This window comes from Lawsonibacter hominis, from assembly GCF_014287895.1.
GTDB classification, from domain to species: Bacteria; Bacillota; Clostridia; order Oscillospirales; family Oscillospiraceae; genus Lawsonibacter_A; species Lawsonibacter_A hominis.
On sequence record NZ_JACOPP010000007.1, the window covers coordinates 89,352 to 103,839 of the forward strand.

Consider the following 14,488-nt stretch of genomic DNA (forward strand, 5'->3'; position numbering starts at 1 on the left):
CCACAAATGAAACTTGGAGGCGTCCAAATGGATTTTGCACAGATCATCCTCTCCCCCTTCGTATGGCTGCTGACCGTTTTTTACAATCTCTTCGGCAGCTATGGTCTGGCGCTCATTTTCTTTGCCATCGTGGTCAAGCTGATCCTCTTCCCCTTCTCCCTGAAGGGAAAGCGCAGCATGATCCAGATGAACATGCTTTCCGACAAGATGCAGAAGCTCCAGAAGCAGTACGGCAAGGACAAAGAGCGCTATAACCTGGAGGTCCAGAAGCTCTACGAGAAGGAAAAGGTCAACCCCATGAGCGGCTGCCTTTGGTCCTTCGTTCCCCTGCTGATCCTGCTCCCCCTGTATGCCATCATCCGCCAGCCCCTGAAGTATATGATGGGCGTCAATTCCCAGGACCTGCTCAACGCGGTGGCCAACGCCGTGCAGTGGAACAGCGCCGCGCTGGATATGGGCTGGATCAAGGAAGCGGCCGACAGCTTTGCCAATACCGGTTACAACCAGCTCTATCTGGCCTCTCTCATCACCCCGGAGAACCTGGCCTCCGTCCAGGCCGCCGTGGGCGAGGCCGGAAGCAAGATCTTTTCCATCAATTTTGATTTCCTGGGCCTGATCGACCTGTCCCAGACGCCCCAGCTGAAGTTCTGGACCATCAGCGGAGGCTTTGGCCTGTTCCTGCTGCCGGTCATCTCCGCCGCGTCGGGCTTCGTGTTCTCCCTCATCTCCATGAAGACGAATTCCGTCAACCAGAAGAGCGCCCAGGCGGCCAACAACGCCACGGCCAAAAGCATGCTCATCGTCTCCCCCCTGATGTCTCTGTGGATCGGCTTTGCCATGCCCGCCGCCCTGTGCGTATACTGGATCGCCAACAACCTTTTGTCCATGCTCCAGGAATTCCTCTGCGGCAAGCTGCTGAAGAAGGACTATGAAAAGGCCGCCGCGCAGCAGGCGGAGCGGGAACGCCAGGAAAAAGAGGAGGAGAAGGAGCGCCGCCGCCTTGCCGCTGAAGAGCGCGCCCGCCGTCTGGAGGAAGAAAAGCAGAATAAGGGCAGGAAGAAGAAAGCTGAGAAAAAGCCCGCCGAGGAGGAGGAAAAGATCCCCGGCGCGGTGAAAGAGGCCAGCCGGGTCGGGATGCGTCAGTATGCCCGCGGCCGCGCCTATGATCCCTACCGCTACAGCGCCGAAGGCCCTACCGCTTATCCGGGCGCCGCCCCTGTTTTCCAGAAGAAGGAAGACACCAGGGCGCTGGAGAAGGAGTCCGACGAACTGGAACAGGTCGCTCTGGAGCAGGCCGCCGACGAAGCGATTGTGGAGGCTATCCGGGAGGAGCAGGCCGGCGCCGCCCCTGCGGGGCTGAGCGAGACGCCCGTCCTGGAGACTCCTACCTATGAAGCCCCCGATTATGACGCGGCGGAAGCCGAGGCTCCCTATGCGGAAGAGTCGGAAGAGTCGGAAGACAAGGACAAGGAGTAACGGCAGCCTGCCGTTGGTTCCATCATAAGGAGAGATATACCCAATGCTGAAATGGATTGAAAGCACCGGCAGGACCGAGGACGCCGCCATCGAGGCCGCCCTGGCCAAGCTGGGTATGGATCGGGACGAGGTCTCCGTGGAGATCCTGGAGCGGGCCAAGTCCGGTTTTCTGGGCATCGGAAGCTGTCCGGCCAAGGTGAAGGTGACCTACGAGGCCCCCGATGAACCCGAGCAGGTCCCCGTAAAGAAGGCGCCTGCCGCGGCTCCGCCGGCCAAAGCCGCCCCCACCGCCAAGGCCCCTGCCGCGCCGAAGGCAGAATCCAAGCCGGTCGAGGCGGCATCCGCGCCCCGGCCCGTCGCCCCCACAGATGGGGAAAAGACGGAACAGATCGTACAGTTCATCACCGGCCTGCTGGAGCACATGGGCTCCGTCGCCCGCCCGGTGGTGCAGCTGGATGATGAGGGCAACTATCAGGTAGAGCTGGTGGGCGAACATCTGGGCGGCCTGATCGGCCGCCGGGGCGAGACCCTGGACGCCATCCAGCAGCTTACCGGCTATGCCGTCAACCACGGACAGTCCAAGCGCGTGCGCATCCATGTGGACGCCGAGGGCTATCGCGCCAAGCGGGAAGAATCCCTGGTCCGCCTGGCCCGCAAGGTGGCGGGCAAGGTGGTCAAGTATCGCCGCAACGTTACCCTGGAGCCCATGAACGCCTACGAGCGCCATGTGATCCACACCGCGCTTCAGGATTATCCCGACGTGACCACCTACTCCATCGGAACAGAGCCCAACCGCCGCACGGTAGTGGCCTTCAGCCGGGGCGAGCGGCGCTGAAGCCGGATCTGACCCAGGCTGCAGGGAAGCGGCGTGCATCAAAACGGACCTTTCTCCGGAGCATATCCGGAGAAAGGTCCGTTTTTTATCCCAATGCGGGGCAAAAATGTGGAAAACTTTTTGAAAAACCCCCTTGTCAAACTCGAACATATGTTATATAATTTGATCGAACGAAAGTTCTATAGAACAATTGTTTTTAAAAGGCCGCAATTAAAGGACCGTTTTATGGGACTGATTACGGGGTACGATAGGTCTGTCAAGGACCGATCAGGAGGGAAACGCCATGGAGACGATTTATTACAGCTTAGACGCCAAACGCCTGACCATCTGTGCCGATGCGCAGGGCTGCAGAGCCAGCGGCGGAACGGAGAGCGTCTGCTACGCCTTTGTACCCCGCCGTGTCTCCACACAGCGCCCGGCGCAGGCCAAGGTAGTAAATATCGCGGACTACCGCGGCGCCGGGAAAACCTCTGCTGCGGAAGAGCGGGAGGCGCCCTCCCGCCCGGAAGCCCCCCTCCCCCGCCGGCGTGGCCTTTCCTTCGGTTTGATGCTGGATCTGGCGGTGTCAGCCGCCATCCTGGGCGTGTTGGCGGCCGTGCTGGTGCGCTTTTGCGCCCTGTAACAGAGGCAAAAAGCGGTGCGGGCTTGAAGGCAGCCTGCGGGCGGCGAACTCGGAAAAGTGTGTCAACAAACGAACATGCCGCAGGCTATAGCCTGCGGCATGTTCGTTTGTGTCTGACCAATTTCGATTTTTCAAGCCAGATCCGGGTGGAGAAAGCGCAACAGACAGGATAGATTTATTGGCCGATAAAGAAGAGCCAGGTATTAGCGCCCCGCTCCATTGCGGCGAAATAATGAGTTTCCCCGCCAACCTCAATGGAATATACTTTGAAATTCTTTCGGATCCCATCGGTATAATCTTTCAGATACGCGGTCTCTCCGGTGTCGGTCCACTCATAATCAAAGAGGTTGACGCCCCAGAGCTTATAAGTCCTATTTTTGATCAGCTTCCCCAGTTTCCATTCCATAGCGCAGCCCTCATTTGTTTGATGATATTTAAAGTTTAGCGTCAAAGTCGCCGCAAGTCAATTACGTTTGAAGATAGTTGGCCCAGGAATCCGGCTCGCCCAATTCAGCCTTGACCATTTCCGGGGAAAGGGGCTGGACCTGGCGGCCGGTGGCCAGGGCGGTCAGATAGGTTTGCGCAGCCTCCTCAAGATAGACCGCTGCATACAGGGCAATTTGGAGGGAGGAACCGAACGCCATCACGCCATGGCTGCGAAGAATCACCGCATTGGAACCATTGGCATATTGCACGGTCAACTCTCCCATCCCCTTATCGGAAGAGGGAGTGAACGGAGCCACGGGGACATCGCCCTGCAAGGCGTCGATTTGGGAAACCAGGCAGGCAGGAAAGACGTCCGCGATCAGGCCAAGCGCGGTAGCGCAAGGCTGATGGGTATGAATCGTGGCATTCACCCCGGGCATTTTCTGAAAAATAAAGAGGATGGCATCCAGATCGGAGGTGGGCCGCCGGTGACCCTCCACCCGCTTCCCCATAGAGTCCACGATACAAATGTCGTCTGCCGTCATAACTTCATAATCCAGGCCGGAGGGGGTCACGGCAATATTGCCGTCCGCCAGGCGAACACATACATTTCCGCCGCACAGCGTAATCAGGCGGCATCGTTTCAGTTCCAGAGCGCAGTCGATCAGAGACTGCTTTTCTTTTTCATACATAACGATCACCTTATTTCAGACAATACTGATCTGTGTAACGGGCCAGCAGTTCGGCGGGCGAGTGTTCGCGCTCGCTTGGAAGGTAGGCCCGGCGGGCAGAGCCTTCCTGCGCCTTTTTTTCCGGAAAGATGAGCCGTCCGGCGATGACCGCATCGGCCCCGAGATGGAAGCAGTTGCCCATCTCGGTCTCATCCATGGCGCCGTCCACCCAGAGTTCTTTACCGGCGGGAAGCAGGTTTCTGGCGGTGCGAATGCGGTCGTGGCTGGCTCCGCAGAAGCCGAGTCCATTGGTGCCGCCAAATCCGCAGTCCATGGTCATGAGCAGCAAAAAGTCAATGTACTCAAAGAAGGGAGCCACCTGTTCCACCGGGGTTTTTACATTGATGGCCAGTCCGGGGATCAGGCCCAACTGCCTCAGGGCGCACAGTTCCTCTGAAGGATAGGGCAATTCCTCAAAGTGGACTGCCACCTCCCGCGCGTTGCATTTGGCGATTTCCCCAAAATATTGACTGGGGTTTTTGGCCATAAAATGAAAGCACAGGGGATTGGGGAACAGGGCGGCAATGGAGCGCACAGTACGCATTCCGAAGGTGATATTATTGACGAAATTGCCATCCTCAATATCAATATGCAGGGGCGTATCCTTCGGGAAGGCGCCCAACTCCTCTGCCAGGAAAAGCTGATTGGCTGAGGCGGCGGAAGGGATGATTCGTTTCATGTCGAGCGTCCTTTCTCTGCGCCTTACCGTTTTGCGCGCAGCGCCTTTACCACGTCCATAAATTCTTTGACACGGTTGACATCCACACGTACGTTCTCCAGGCGGTCGTTTTCCAAACGACCGCCCTCTTTAAAATAGGTGCCTACCACCGCGCCGTCAGCGGAGGAGAGCTTCTGCTCGATGGTATCGGGGCGGCAGCCGGTGTTGCACAAGACCACCACGTCAGGCGCGCCTTTCTTCACGCTGGCGATTAGGGCGTCGTCGACATCCTGCCCGGCCGCATTGGCGGAAATGCAAAGCCCGTCGGGATGCGCCTTGAAGATCGTGGATTTGGCGATATCCACCAGCGGGCGCGGGTCCAGATTGCGATCGGATTCGGGGTTAATGAAGTACAGCATCTTCAGCTCATCCAAGTGCAGCGCAGCCTTACGGCGCAGCAAATGGGAAAAATCATTGTTGTAAAGTCCGCCGTCACCCACGTAGACTCCGCTGAAGGTGCCGCGGATGAACTTTGCGTCCACGGCGGCCGCCAGCTCAATGGCCGCCAGTCCGTCCGAAATGCAGTCCACGCCGTAAGGAACGCAGATCTCCGACTTGAGCTCGCCGATGACGCGGGCCATGGCGGCCGGCGTCACAAAGCTCATGTGCCGTTCGTAGGGCAGGCTGAACTCATTGGAAAAAATAATACCATCCACACCGCCGTCCTGAAGCGCATGGAGGTCTGCGCGGGCGTGTTCGACCACGCGCTCCATGCAGTGGCCGTAATGAAACCGGGGATCGCCCGGGAGGGGATCCAAATGCAGCATGGTAAAAATCGGCTTTTTTACGCCAAACATATCGTCAGTCCACATAGCATATCACCTTTTTCGCTGATTTTTTCCTGAGGTCAGGCCCACAGTTTTTGCATACGTGCCTTGATGCGTCGGGCTTCCGCGGCCGGGTCCTTTGCATTGCGGATCGAGCGGCCACAGATGACGGCAAACAGAGGCAGACCGGCCAACATATCCAAGTCGTCGTAGGTAATACCGCCGGTGGCTGTGACTTCAAAGCCCATGTTACATAGCTTCTGAAGAAACTCTACATCCTCACAAGTCCAGGGACCGCTGGCCGAACTGGGGCGGCCGTAGATGATCTGCTTGATGCCGATTTCCTTCCAGGTTTTAAGATCATCCAGCGTCCAACCGGCGCCATAGTCGCCGTAGAGTTCAATTTGCACATCCTGTCCGTTTGCCCGGGCCTGCTCCAGGACAGCGGCCTTGACTTCATTGCGGGCAGGGGAAAACATAGTTACATACTGGACTTGACTGGCCAAAACCTTCGGACCGAAATGGGCTACGGAAAGCTGAGCGTCAGCGACCATGATTTTGTCCGGAAAACAGGCCCGCATGATCCGAACGGCGCGCATCCCCTCCATCAGGATAAGCATAGTGCCGCATTCGATAATGTCTGCCTCAGTTCCAAGACCGCCCTGCAAGGTACGAAACGCATCTTCCAGGGATTCGTTATCTAAAGCGATTTGTAAATAAGGTGCTTTCATATTTGCCTCTCTTATTTTTAATTTTTAAACAGAAAAGCGGCCTGCCTGCCGGCTTGCGGGCAGGCAGGCCGCTTGGTGGTGGGGCGGGGTTCGATCCGATGGGAATCAGGCCACCAGGGACTCCAGCAAATATTCGATCATAAAATAGTTGCCCATATAAAAAATGAGTGGGATAAACAGCTTCCGCCTGGACAGCGAACGGTTGACAATATCCCGATAGACCAGATAGACGATGACTAGAAAGGTCACGATACAATAAGCGGCGCTGGGGACCGTAACAGAGGAAAAGCCGAACCAGGTCCTCAGGTCGATTTGGGTTGGGAGCTGCTGCCAGGCCGTAACGTTCAGGTAGGCTGTCCCGCACAGAATGAGCAGATACAGCCCCTTGGTCAGAGTGGAACTCTTTTTTAATCCATCTGAGAGAGAGAGCCGTTCCGGCTGCCATACGTCCAGTTCCTCCGCGTCCGGATCGTCCGGAGAGGTGTGCACACGCGCTTGTGCCGCCTCACTCTGTCGGGTATCCTGCTGTCTGTGGTGACCGCGCTTGCTTCCCATGTTAAGATCCCTCGCTTTTTATTTTCTCATGGAGTAGAACCGGGCGGGATTATTGATCATGAAGTCATCCACGGTCTCCTGGGTGAAGCCTTCGTCCAGCAGACGCGGAATGAACTTCTGCTTAATAAAGCCCCAGCCGGGACCATAGCCATAGGCCTGATGATGGCTCTTCTTGCCCATATCGTTGCTGAGCATGATCTGCTTGCCGAACCCGTCATCCACCAGGCGGCGCAGCAGGTCCACACGGACCGAATCGGGATAGTACTTGACTTTGCCCGGCCCGTCGTAGATCAAATAGGCGCCGGTCTCCAGAATTTTCTTGTGCAGCCAGTAGTCGGGATTGCGGTCAATGTGGGCGATGCCGAACTGATTGGCAGGAAGTCCTTCGTTGAGGACGATCTCCAACTGCTCCAGGGCAAAGGAGCCCCCGTCGGTATGGGTGTGCATGGGGCAGCCAGTGGCAATAGCGGCGCGGGCGCCGGCCTTCAGGGCCTTGACCTCACCAGGGGTGGCGTAGCAGTACTGCGTGCCGGCCTTGATCCAGCCGGCCTTGATCGTGGTGCCGTTCATGCCTTCTGTGATCTCCTTGACGTAACCGGCGGCAATCTCATCCACATCCTTATCCTTCCAGACAATGGACAGGTCCATCAGCGGCTCACGGTCGCCCGGATAGTCGAAGGGAACGCCGGTAGCGGCAATGATATGGACGCCGGTAGTTTCAGAGATGACCTTGAGGTAGGCCGGCGCGCGGCCGTCCTGATCGCGGCACATGGCGTCCACCAGGCAGCCGCCGCCAATGGACTTATAGTCTTTTACCATCTGCAGCTGGATATTGAAATTGCGCAGGGCCCATTCATTGTCCGGCGCGAACAGGCCGCGGGGACAATGGATCACGTGCTCATGGGCCATTGTGAACCCTAGCTCAGACGAGTCGATGTCGCCCAGAACGGTTCTTACTTTTCCCATTTTCTAAGACCTCCAGATAAAGATATAGCCACTTTTGGACAGAGAAGCAGCGCTGAAAAGTGAATCGGCCGGGATTTTGCTCCTCTGTTCGTCGCAAGTATATAAAAATTTTGCGGGTAACTCAAGCTGTTTGGTGTGTTTTTCACAACCGTTCGCCTTCCGGCGGGGCGAGGGAACGGATGGGGCGGTTTTAAGAAAATTTTTGAAATGAAATACGCGTAATTGTGCAAAAATCCGGCGGCCAGCGTTGTTTTTTTGCGATATACGTGAAAAAGCGGACGGTTATTATGGTGATTTTAACGAGAATAGCTGCACAAATGAGCAAGCTGCACAGGTGATTCAATTGGCCCGAAATGATTGACAATGTTCAAAAAGTGCCTCAAACTTGATATGGTTTCTGAACTGTGTGTAACGGAAAGAGGCCATTGTGGAGACGGCATGCCGCCTTCACGGGTAATTTGAAGGGAGCGAGCGCGCCATGAAGCTTGATTATTTAAAAGGCCTGTATCAAAAGGGCCTGTTTGAAGTACACGAATGCTTTACGACCTGGGAGCAGGCGGTCAGGGCCTCTGTTCAGCCGCTGGTGCGAGCCGGCATGGCAGAGCCGGCTTATGCCGACAGCATCATTGACAATGTGGAGGAAAACGGACCTTACATCTTTTTGGCGCCCCATATCTGTATGCCCCATTCCAAGGCGGTGGAGCTTGTCCATAAACCGGGGATCTGTTTTGTAAAGGTAAACCAGCCCGTTTGGTATGATAAGAACGACCCCGACATGGGCGCGGAGCTTTTTTTTACCATTGCAGCCTGCGAGTTGAACGCCCACTTGGATGCGGTCATGGAATTAGCGGATATTTTTGATGATGAAGAAACCATAACCGCTTTGCTGAACGCAAAAAGTTCCCAGGATTTTGAAAAGCTGTTGGGCTGAGCCACTCCCTTCGCTTTTCAAATGATAGAATCAAATTCCGGCCGGGGAAAGGAGGAAAAAGTCCCATAGTTTCCCTCACAGGCAGTTAAAAGGACCGAGATTATTTTGGTACCCCCAAAACAGAGAAAACTGCAAAAAGAAAGAAGAGGAGAATATGGAGAACGTCATATCCGTATTGAGCTGGGTCTGGTACAATTTCTTTGACAGAGCAGCTATGTTTATGATGGTGCTGGTCCTGATCGGCCAGCTGCTGACAAAGCGCCCCGTTTTGGAGTCCATTATGGGCGCCCTGAAGGCCTATATCGGCTATATCGTCTATCAGACGGCCACCGGCGGACTGTACAATGCCTTCCAACCCATCATGATGGGGATGCGGAACGTCCTGGGCATGAATTTGCTCGTCAATGACGATTCCTTGGGCGCAGGGACCCTAACCGCCATTTTGGAGGGCTTTGGGCGCACCACCAGCCTGCAGATGGCTTCCATGGCGGCAGGCTTTATTTTTGCAATCCTATTGGTCCTGCTGAAGAAGTACACAAAGTGCCGGTCCCTTATTATCCAGGCGCACATCCTGTCCGGTCAGGCCATCGACATGGTCCCGATCCTTCTGGTCATGTTCCCCCTGATGAACGATTTCACCGTTATTCTGGCGGTGGGCCTCTTCCTGGCGGTAAAGTGGTGCGTGCTTTCCAACTTAACGGTGGAACCCGCGCAGGATCTGACCGACGGCGCAAATATGTGCGTGGGGCACACCCAGATGATCCTGGACCGCATCGGCTATGAGTATGGCCGGTACCTGGAGCGCAAGGCCAGGAAAAAGGGTAAGGAAGTCAAGAAGTTCGATAATATGGAGATGCCCGGTTTCCTGTCCATTTTCAACGATATGTATGTGTCCTCCTTTATCGTCATGCTGATTTACTTTGCCGTGCTGATTTCCCTGATCGGAAAGCCCGGTATGATGGCCATCGACTCCAGCCTCACTGAAAGCACAAGTTTTGCCCTGTATATCTTCCACACCGCCGGCAAGTTCCCCGTTTACCTGGTGATCCTGCTGACCGGAATGCGGATGTTCGTTGCTGAGCTGACCGTGGCCTTCAGCGGTATCTCCGAAAAGATCCTGCCCAACACCCTGCCCGGCATCGACTGCGCCGCCTTCTACGGCTTTGTAACCAACGGCTCGGTCATTACCATCAGCTTCCTGGTGGGTTCCCTGACCATGACCCTCTTTACCACGGTCGGCATGTTGCTCGGCCTGCCCTTCGTGTGCCTGGTCGGGTTTGTCCCCATGATGTTCGACAGCGCCACCGTCGGCATTTTCGCCCATCACAGAGGCGGTATCAAGGCCCTGGTGGTCTCCTGTATCGGCGTGGCGGTGGCCGACGTATTCCTGGCGGGGATCGCCGCGTGCACCATCGGCTTTGCCCAGTACGGCGGGGTCGGTTTCCAGGTGGACAACGCAATTACCCTGGCGGCGTTCTCCCCCATCTGGAAGTATCTCGGATGGGCCGGATATGCCTTGGTCCTGGTCATCATGCTGGCAATCCCACAGATTCAGTATCTTAAGAACAAGAAGGGATATTGGCTGGCCGCCGAGGACTGGGAACAGTACAAGCAGGTCATGGGGGAGGATTTATAAGAATCCGCAGGGCCCCTTTTTTGGATCGGGAATCCCACGGCCGGATCGGCCGTGGGATTCCCTCCCTGTTAAAAATACCGCGTAAAATGCAGCGCACGAAAGACAAATCATGTCGGAGGAGTGAGACAGATGGACGTCAAGAGCAAAAAGTTTAATATCCTGGCGTGCTGTGCGGCTGGCAACGGCTGCTGCCAGCTGGTGAGCCTGAAGGTCAAACGGGTGTTTACCAAGCTGGGGCTGAAATGCAATGTGGAGGCGAACACCGTGTCGGTGGGAAAGGCCATCGGTCAGAAATACGACGTGGTCTACTGTGGCGTGGCGCTGGAGCCCCAGTTCGCTGCGGCAAAACAAAAGGGAGCCTATGTGATCCCCCTGAAAAACATTATGTCCGAGGCAGAGATCGAGGAGAAGACGAAGCTCTGGCTGGACACCCTGGCCGGCGCCTGACCTGGCTGGAGGAGAGAAGCGCCATGAAAGAATTTACTTATGTGATCCGGGATGCCGAGGGACTTCATGCCAGGCCGGCAGGTCTGCTGGTCAAGCTGGCCCAGGGCTTCTCCTGTACGATTCAGCTATCCGCCAATGGGAAGAGCGCCGACGCCAAGCGTCTGTTTGCCGTAATGAAGCTGGCGGCTAAGTGCGGACAGGAGCTTCGAATAAATGTGGAGGGGCCGGATGAAACGGCGGCGGCCAGGGCGCTGGAGGAGTTCTGCGCCAAAGAACTGTAAGGGGGCCGCAGCATATGGAGATCATGACCGGGATACCGGCCTCGTCTGGCCTCGTTACCGGGCCGGTTTTCCTGTATGAAAGACCAGAGACAGCGGCCTTCTCCACGCAGTCGGCCCGGACTGCAGAGCAGGAGCACCGGCGATTCGAACAAGCGGCGGAACAGGCCGGGGAACAGCTGGAGAAACTGTATGAAAAGACCGTCCGGGATGCGGGGGAGTCTGCCGCTCAGATTTTTCATATCCATAAGATGATGCTGGAGGACCTGGACTGGCTGGAGTCTATTTCCATCAATATTTATGAAAAGGGATATACGGCCGAGTATGCGGTAACGTGCACTGCGACCGAGTTTGCCGAAATGTTTTCCTCCCTGGAGGACGAAGTCATGCAGGCCCGAAGCGCCGATGTCAGAGATCTGTGCCAGCGCCTGTTGGCGGTTCTGTCCGGCAAGGGAGCGGGCCGGGCGCTGACCGCCCCTGCGGTGATCGCCGCTGCAGATATGCTTCCCAGCGACACCATGCAGCTGGAAAAGCGTCATGTGCTCGCGTTTGTGACGGAGCAGGGCTCCTACGCCTCCCACTCGGCCATTTTAGCCCGGACCATGGGGATTCCCGCAGTGGTGGGGGTGCCGGGACTGATGGATGCCCTATCCGATGGACGTACCGTGATTGTGGACGGGAGCCGGGGAAGGGTTATCCTGGACCCGGACGAAGAGACGCTTCAGACCTGTGAAGCGCGCCGTACGGCCTATTTGAAAGAGCAGGAGGACCTCAGGGCCTTTCGGGACAAGGAAAGTATTACGCGGGACGGCGTGCGGATCGAGGTGTGTGCCAATATCGGCAGTGTCGCGGACGCCGATTCGGCTTTGGCGCAGGGCGCGGACGGCGTGGGACTAATGCGCAGTGAATTCCTCTACCTGGACGCAGCGGAGCTCCCGGATGAAGCGGCTCAGGTCGACGCATACAGCCAAGTCCTCCGCAGGATGAACGGTAAAAGAGTGGTAGTACGCACCCTGGACATTGGGGCGGACAAGGTGCCCTCGTATCTGCCGCTGCCCCACGAGGAGAATTCGGCCCTGGGCTGCCGGGCCATCCGGCTGTGCTTTGCCCAGCCGGATGTGTTCCGTACGCAATTACGGGCTTTGCTGCGCGCTTCTGTGTACGGCACGCTGGCCATCATGTTCCCCATGATCAGCAAGCTGGAGGAACTGCACAGGGCCAAGGCCGTGCTGAAGCAGTGCCAGGAGGAACTGAGACAGGAGGGGATCCCCTTCTCCCAGAACATTGAGGTTGGGATGATGGTAGAGGTGCCCTCGGCCGCGATCATGAGCGACCGGTTTGCTGCCGAGGTGGACTTTTTCTCCATTGGGACCAATGACCTGACACAGTATACCTTGGCGGCCGACCGGCTCAATGAGAAGGTGGCGGCGTTATTTGACTATGGCGATGAAGCGGTTCTGCGGCTGGTCGCCCATACCGCGAAGAGCGCTGCTGCACATGGGATCTGGTGCGGAATCTGTGGGGAGTCGGCAGCGAAGACGGAGCTGTTGCCCTTCTATGCAAAGGCAGGGATCCGGGAGCTGTCTGTCGTTCCGGGAAAAGTCTTGGAAATACGCAGGGCAGTGACCCAATTGGACACGACCGCGCTATAGCGCAGCTTTTATTTTATAAGGCAGAGCCTCCGCTTGCATCAAACGCGCCCGCGGAGGCTCTGCCCTATGTTTGCTTTGCCCGAAAGCCAGCTTGTTCCAGCGGTTTCTGTCAGCTTGCCCTTGAAATTAAAGGTGCTAGAGATTAAAATGATTCAGAAGTGATTTTTTAAACTCACCCTTTCAGCACTGCCTTTGCAAGGAGGGAAGCCGCATGAAGGATATAGATTTGCTGGTAGAGGTTGCCCGGATGTACTACGATCAAGACCTGACGCAGCAGGAGATCGCCGACAAAATATATGTTTCCCGTTCCCGGGTATCCAGGCTGATCAAAAAGGCGAAAGCCCTTGGGATTGTGGAGATCATCATTAAACCGTCCTTTGAAAATCACCATAATTTAGAAAAGATACTTCGGGATCGCTTTTCATTGAAAGACGTATTGGTGGCCTACTCGGAAAACTCTGGAATCCAGGAGGAATTTGACAGCGTATGCAGTATGGGAGCATCCTATCTGTCCAGCATCCTGAACGAGCACAGTGTCCTTTCCGTCTCCCACGGAAAAACGGTCGCCACCACGGTTCAGAATCTAAAACCGCACCGTACGCTGCCTGGGATGAAAGTCGTGCAACTGGCCGGATCGCTGGAAAATACGAGCAACCCAACAGTGGACGAGATGTACACGATGCAGCAGGTGGCGGTGTTGTACGGGTGCGAAATGAAACGATTGTTTCTGCCGTACCTGATGGACGATGAAGAGAGCAGGCAGTTGCTGCTAAAACGCAATGCAGCCATAGAGATTTTTCGGGTGCATCAGGAAGTGGACACGTTTATCAGCGGGGTGGATACGCTGCTTTACTGGACCGATCATATAGGGGAGAAAAACGTGGCGCCGCTGATGAAAAACGGTGCGGTTGGCTGTATATGGGGTTATTTTTTTGATATAAATGGCGCTATTATCGAGACCCCGCTTTATGACCGCATGATTATCCCAAAGCGCAGTATCTTTCAAACGGCTGAAAACCGGATCTGTATTGCAAATGATCGGTTTAAGATGAAAGCGATCTTGGGTGCGCTGCGGGGCGGATTGTGCAACGTGTTGATCACAAATTCTAAAATTGCGCGGCATTTGCTGACGCTGGACAGCGAGCCCGGATTGGAACGGCCGACATAAGCGGTACCGGCCGCTTTCCCGGTTGGGGGCGCGCTAAGCGCAGCTTTCTTTATAATTAATTACAAGGCGCCCGCAGCGCAGGAGGCGGGGCTGTTGCCTCCACTGTGTACCGGTCCGCGTCGGGCGTCCACGCCGGTATGCACTTGCTTGGGGCCGATTTCGTTTATGCGGTCCAGAACGGCCTCCCTCCGGGCGGGTTGTTTTCGCATGCTGTGCGTTCATTCACGGAAGCGGTTCTGCGGGATCTCATTTATGCCACCATTGCAGGTATTTTGCGGAAGACAGTGAGGATCCAAGAATCAAACGGGGAAAGGCGCAATAAGAACGGATAACGAAAAGGGAGCCGCTCCGATCAGGGCGGTCCCTTTTCCCTTTTCAGCCGTTTATGGGGCGCTGACGCCGCTACGGGCAGATGGAAAGGCGGCGCCGGGCCGGCAGAAACGCAGGCAGTCTCTTTTGCCGCGGCGGGGGAAAAATACGGCGACACGCCGGTGTGCCCGCCGTGTCGCTGCGATGCCGTCAACCGTTCCTTTGTGGTACGCCATCTCT

At 56.2% G+C, this 14,488-nt stretch carries 16 protein-coding genes; 9 read left to right on the forward strand and 7 right to left on the reverse strand.

The features are described from left to right. Positions 1–27: 27 nt before the first annotated feature. From H8S57_RS07250 to H8S57_RS07260, 3 genes are all read left to right on the forward strand, one after another. Entirely contained in the window at positions 28–1,476 is a 1,449-nt protein-coding gene (locus H8S57_RS07250) for a YidC/Oxa1 family membrane protein insertase (RefSeq protein WP_186907415.1), read from the forward strand. 43 nt (positions 1,477–1,519) lie between these two features. Then, positions 1,520–2,311: an RNA-binding cell elongation regulator Jag/EloR gene (jag, locus tag H8S57_RS07255; RefSeq protein WP_186907416.1), complete on the forward strand. Its 792-nt coding sequence runs from the start codon at positions 1,520–1,522 to the stop codon at positions 2,309–2,311. Positions 2,312–2,594: 283 nt separating this feature from the next. Then, positions 2,595–2,933, forward strand: coding sequence for a hypothetical protein (locus H8S57_RS07260; protein ID WP_186907417.1), 339 nt, complete (start codon positions 2,595–2,597; stop codon positions 2,931–2,933). A 175-nt stretch (positions 2,934–3,108) separates the two neighbouring features. Here the strand turns inward: H8S57_RS07260 and H8S57_RS07265 are convergent, their stop codons facing one another. From H8S57_RS07265 to H8S57_RS07295, 7 genes are all read right to left on the reverse strand, one after another. After that, positions 3,109–3,339: a hypothetical protein gene (locus H8S57_RS07265; protein ID WP_186907418.1), complete on the reverse strand. Its 231-nt coding sequence runs from the start codon at positions 3,337–3,339 to the stop codon at positions 3,109–3,111. A gap of 61 nt (positions 3,340–3,400) precedes the next feature. Then, on the reverse strand, positions 3,401–4,051 hold the full coding sequence (locus tag H8S57_RS07270) for a class II aldolase/adducin family protein (protein ID WP_186907419.1): 651 nt from the start codon (positions 4,049–4,051) through the stop codon (positions 3,401–3,403). Between the two features lie 10 nt (positions 4,052–4,061). Beyond that, on the reverse strand, positions 4,062–4,769 hold the full coding sequence (locus H8S57_RS07275; RefSeq protein WP_186907420.1) for a beta/alpha barrel domain-containing protein: 708 nt from the start codon (positions 4,767–4,769) through the stop codon (positions 4,062–4,064). A gap of 23 nt (positions 4,770–4,792) precedes the next feature. Beyond that, positions 4,793–5,620 (reverse strand): BtpA/SgcQ family protein, encoded by an 828-nt coding sequence (locus tag H8S57_RS07280; protein ID WP_186907421.1) that lies wholly within the window; start codon positions 5,618–5,620, stop codon positions 4,793–4,795. A 35-nt stretch (positions 5,621–5,655) separates the two neighbouring features. Continuing rightward, positions 5,656–6,306: an orotidine 5'-phosphate decarboxylase / HUMPS family protein gene (locus H8S57_RS07285; protein WP_186907422.1), complete on the reverse strand. Its 651-nt coding sequence runs from the start codon at positions 6,304–6,306 to the stop codon at positions 5,656–5,658. Between the two features lie 105 nt (positions 6,307–6,411). Then, entirely contained in the window at positions 6,412–6,861 is a 450-nt protein-coding gene (locus H8S57_RS07290) for a hypothetical protein (protein WP_186907423.1), read from the reverse strand. A gap of 18 nt (positions 6,862–6,879) precedes the next feature. Beyond that, a complete protein-coding gene (locus tag H8S57_RS07295) occupies positions 6,880–7,827 on the reverse strand; it encodes a phosphotriesterase family protein (protein WP_186907424.1) in 948 nt (315 codons plus the stop codon). A 478-nt stretch (positions 7,828–8,305) separates the two neighbouring features. Here H8S57_RS07295 and H8S57_RS07300 point away from each other — a divergent pair, with 478 nt between their 5' ends. The 6 genes from H8S57_RS07300 (at position 8,306) to H8S57_RS07325 (ending at position 13,939) form a co-directional block, all read left to right on the forward strand. After that, a complete protein-coding gene (locus H8S57_RS07300) occupies positions 8,306–8,758 on the forward strand; it encodes a PTS sugar transporter subunit IIA (protein WP_186907425.1) in 453 nt (150 codons plus the stop codon). 154 nt (positions 8,759–8,912) lie between these two features. After that, positions 8,913–10,394 (forward strand): PTS transporter subunit IIC, encoded by a 1,482-nt coding sequence (locus tag H8S57_RS07305; protein ID WP_186907426.1) that lies wholly within the window; start codon positions 8,913–8,915, stop codon positions 10,392–10,394. Positions 10,395–10,523: 129 nt separating this feature from the next. Beyond that, on the forward strand, positions 10,524–10,841 hold the full coding sequence (locus H8S57_RS07310; protein ID WP_186907427.1) for a PTS sugar transporter subunit IIB: 318 nt from the start codon (positions 10,524–10,526) through the stop codon (positions 10,839–10,841). 23 nt (positions 10,842–10,864) lie between these two features. Then, positions 10,865–11,122 carry an HPr family phosphocarrier protein gene (locus H8S57_RS07315; protein WP_186907428.1) on the forward strand — a complete coding sequence of 86 codons (258 nt, stop codon included), beginning with the start codon at positions 10,865–10,867 and terminating at the stop codon, positions 11,120–11,122. A gap of 14 nt (positions 11,123–11,136) precedes the next feature. After that, a complete protein-coding gene (gene ptsP, locus H8S57_RS07320) occupies positions 11,137–12,771 on the forward strand; it encodes a phosphoenolpyruvate--protein phosphotransferase (protein WP_186907429.1) in 1,635 nt (544 codons plus the stop codon). A gap of 211 nt (positions 12,772–12,982) precedes the next feature. Continuing rightward, on the forward strand, positions 12,983–13,939 hold the full coding sequence (locus H8S57_RS07325) for a sugar-binding transcriptional regulator (protein WP_186907430.1): 957 nt from the start codon (positions 12,983–12,985) through the stop codon (positions 13,937–13,939). The last annotated feature ends 549 nt before the right edge of the window (positions 13,940–14,488 follow it).

Excerpts from the sequence above, each read along its gene's own strand:
- H8S57_RS07250 (WP_186907415.1), top strand. The coding sequence starts at position 28 with ATGGATTTTGCACAGATCATCCTCTCCCCCTTCGTATGGCTGCTGACC.
- jag (WP_186907416.1), top strand. The coding sequence starts at position 1,520 with ATGCTGAAATGGATTGAAAGCACCGGCAGGACCGAGGACGCCGCCATC.
- H8S57_RS07260 (WP_186907417.1), top strand. The coding sequence starts at position 2,595 with ATGGAGACGATTTATTACAGCTTAGACGCCAAACGCCTGACCATCTGT.
- H8S57_RS07265 (WP_186907418.1), bottom strand. The coding sequence starts at position 3,339 with ATGGAATGGAAACTGGGGAAGCTGATCAAAAATAGGACTTATAAGCTC.
- H8S57_RS07270 (WP_186907419.1), bottom strand. The coding sequence starts at position 4,051 with ATGTATGAAAAAGAAAAGCAGTCTCTGATCGACTGCGCTCTGGAACTG.
- H8S57_RS07275 (WP_186907420.1), bottom strand. The coding sequence starts at position 4,769 with ATGAAACGAATCATCCCTTCCGCCGCCTCAGCCAATCAGCTTTTCCTG.
- H8S57_RS07280 (WP_186907421.1), bottom strand. The coding sequence starts at position 5,620 with ATGTGGACTGACGATATGTTTGGCGTAAAAAAGCCGATTTTTACCATG.
- H8S57_RS07285 (WP_186907422.1), bottom strand. The coding sequence starts at position 6,306 with ATGAAAGCACCTTATTTACAAATCGCTTTAGATAACGAATCCCTGGAA.
- H8S57_RS07290 (WP_186907423.1), bottom strand. The coding sequence starts at position 6,861 with ATGGGAAGCAAGCGCGGTCACCACAGACAGCAGGATACCCGACAGAGT.
- H8S57_RS07295 (WP_186907424.1), bottom strand. The coding sequence starts at position 7,827 with ATGGGAAAAGTAAGAACCGTTCTGGGCGACATCGACTCGTCTGAGCTA.
- H8S57_RS07300 (WP_186907425.1), top strand. The coding sequence starts at position 8,306 with ATGAAGCTTGATTATTTAAAAGGCCTGTATCAAAAGGGCCTGTTTGAA.
- H8S57_RS07305 (WP_186907426.1), top strand. The coding sequence starts at position 8,913 with ATGGAGAACGTCATATCCGTATTGAGCTGGGTCTGGTACAATTTCTTT.
- H8S57_RS07310 (WP_186907427.1), top strand. The coding sequence starts at position 10,524 with ATGGACGTCAAGAGCAAAAAGTTTAATATCCTGGCGTGCTGTGCGGCT.
- H8S57_RS07315 (WP_186907428.1), top strand. The coding sequence starts at position 10,865 with ATGAAAGAATTTACTTATGTGATCCGGGATGCCGAGGGACTTCATGCC.
- ptsP (WP_186907429.1), top strand. The coding sequence starts at position 11,137 with ATGGAGATCATGACCGGGATACCGGCCTCGTCTGGCCTCGTTACCGGG.
- H8S57_RS07325 (WP_186907430.1), top strand. The coding sequence starts at position 12,983 with ATGAAGGATATAGATTTGCTGGTAGAGGTTGCCCGGATGTACTACGAT.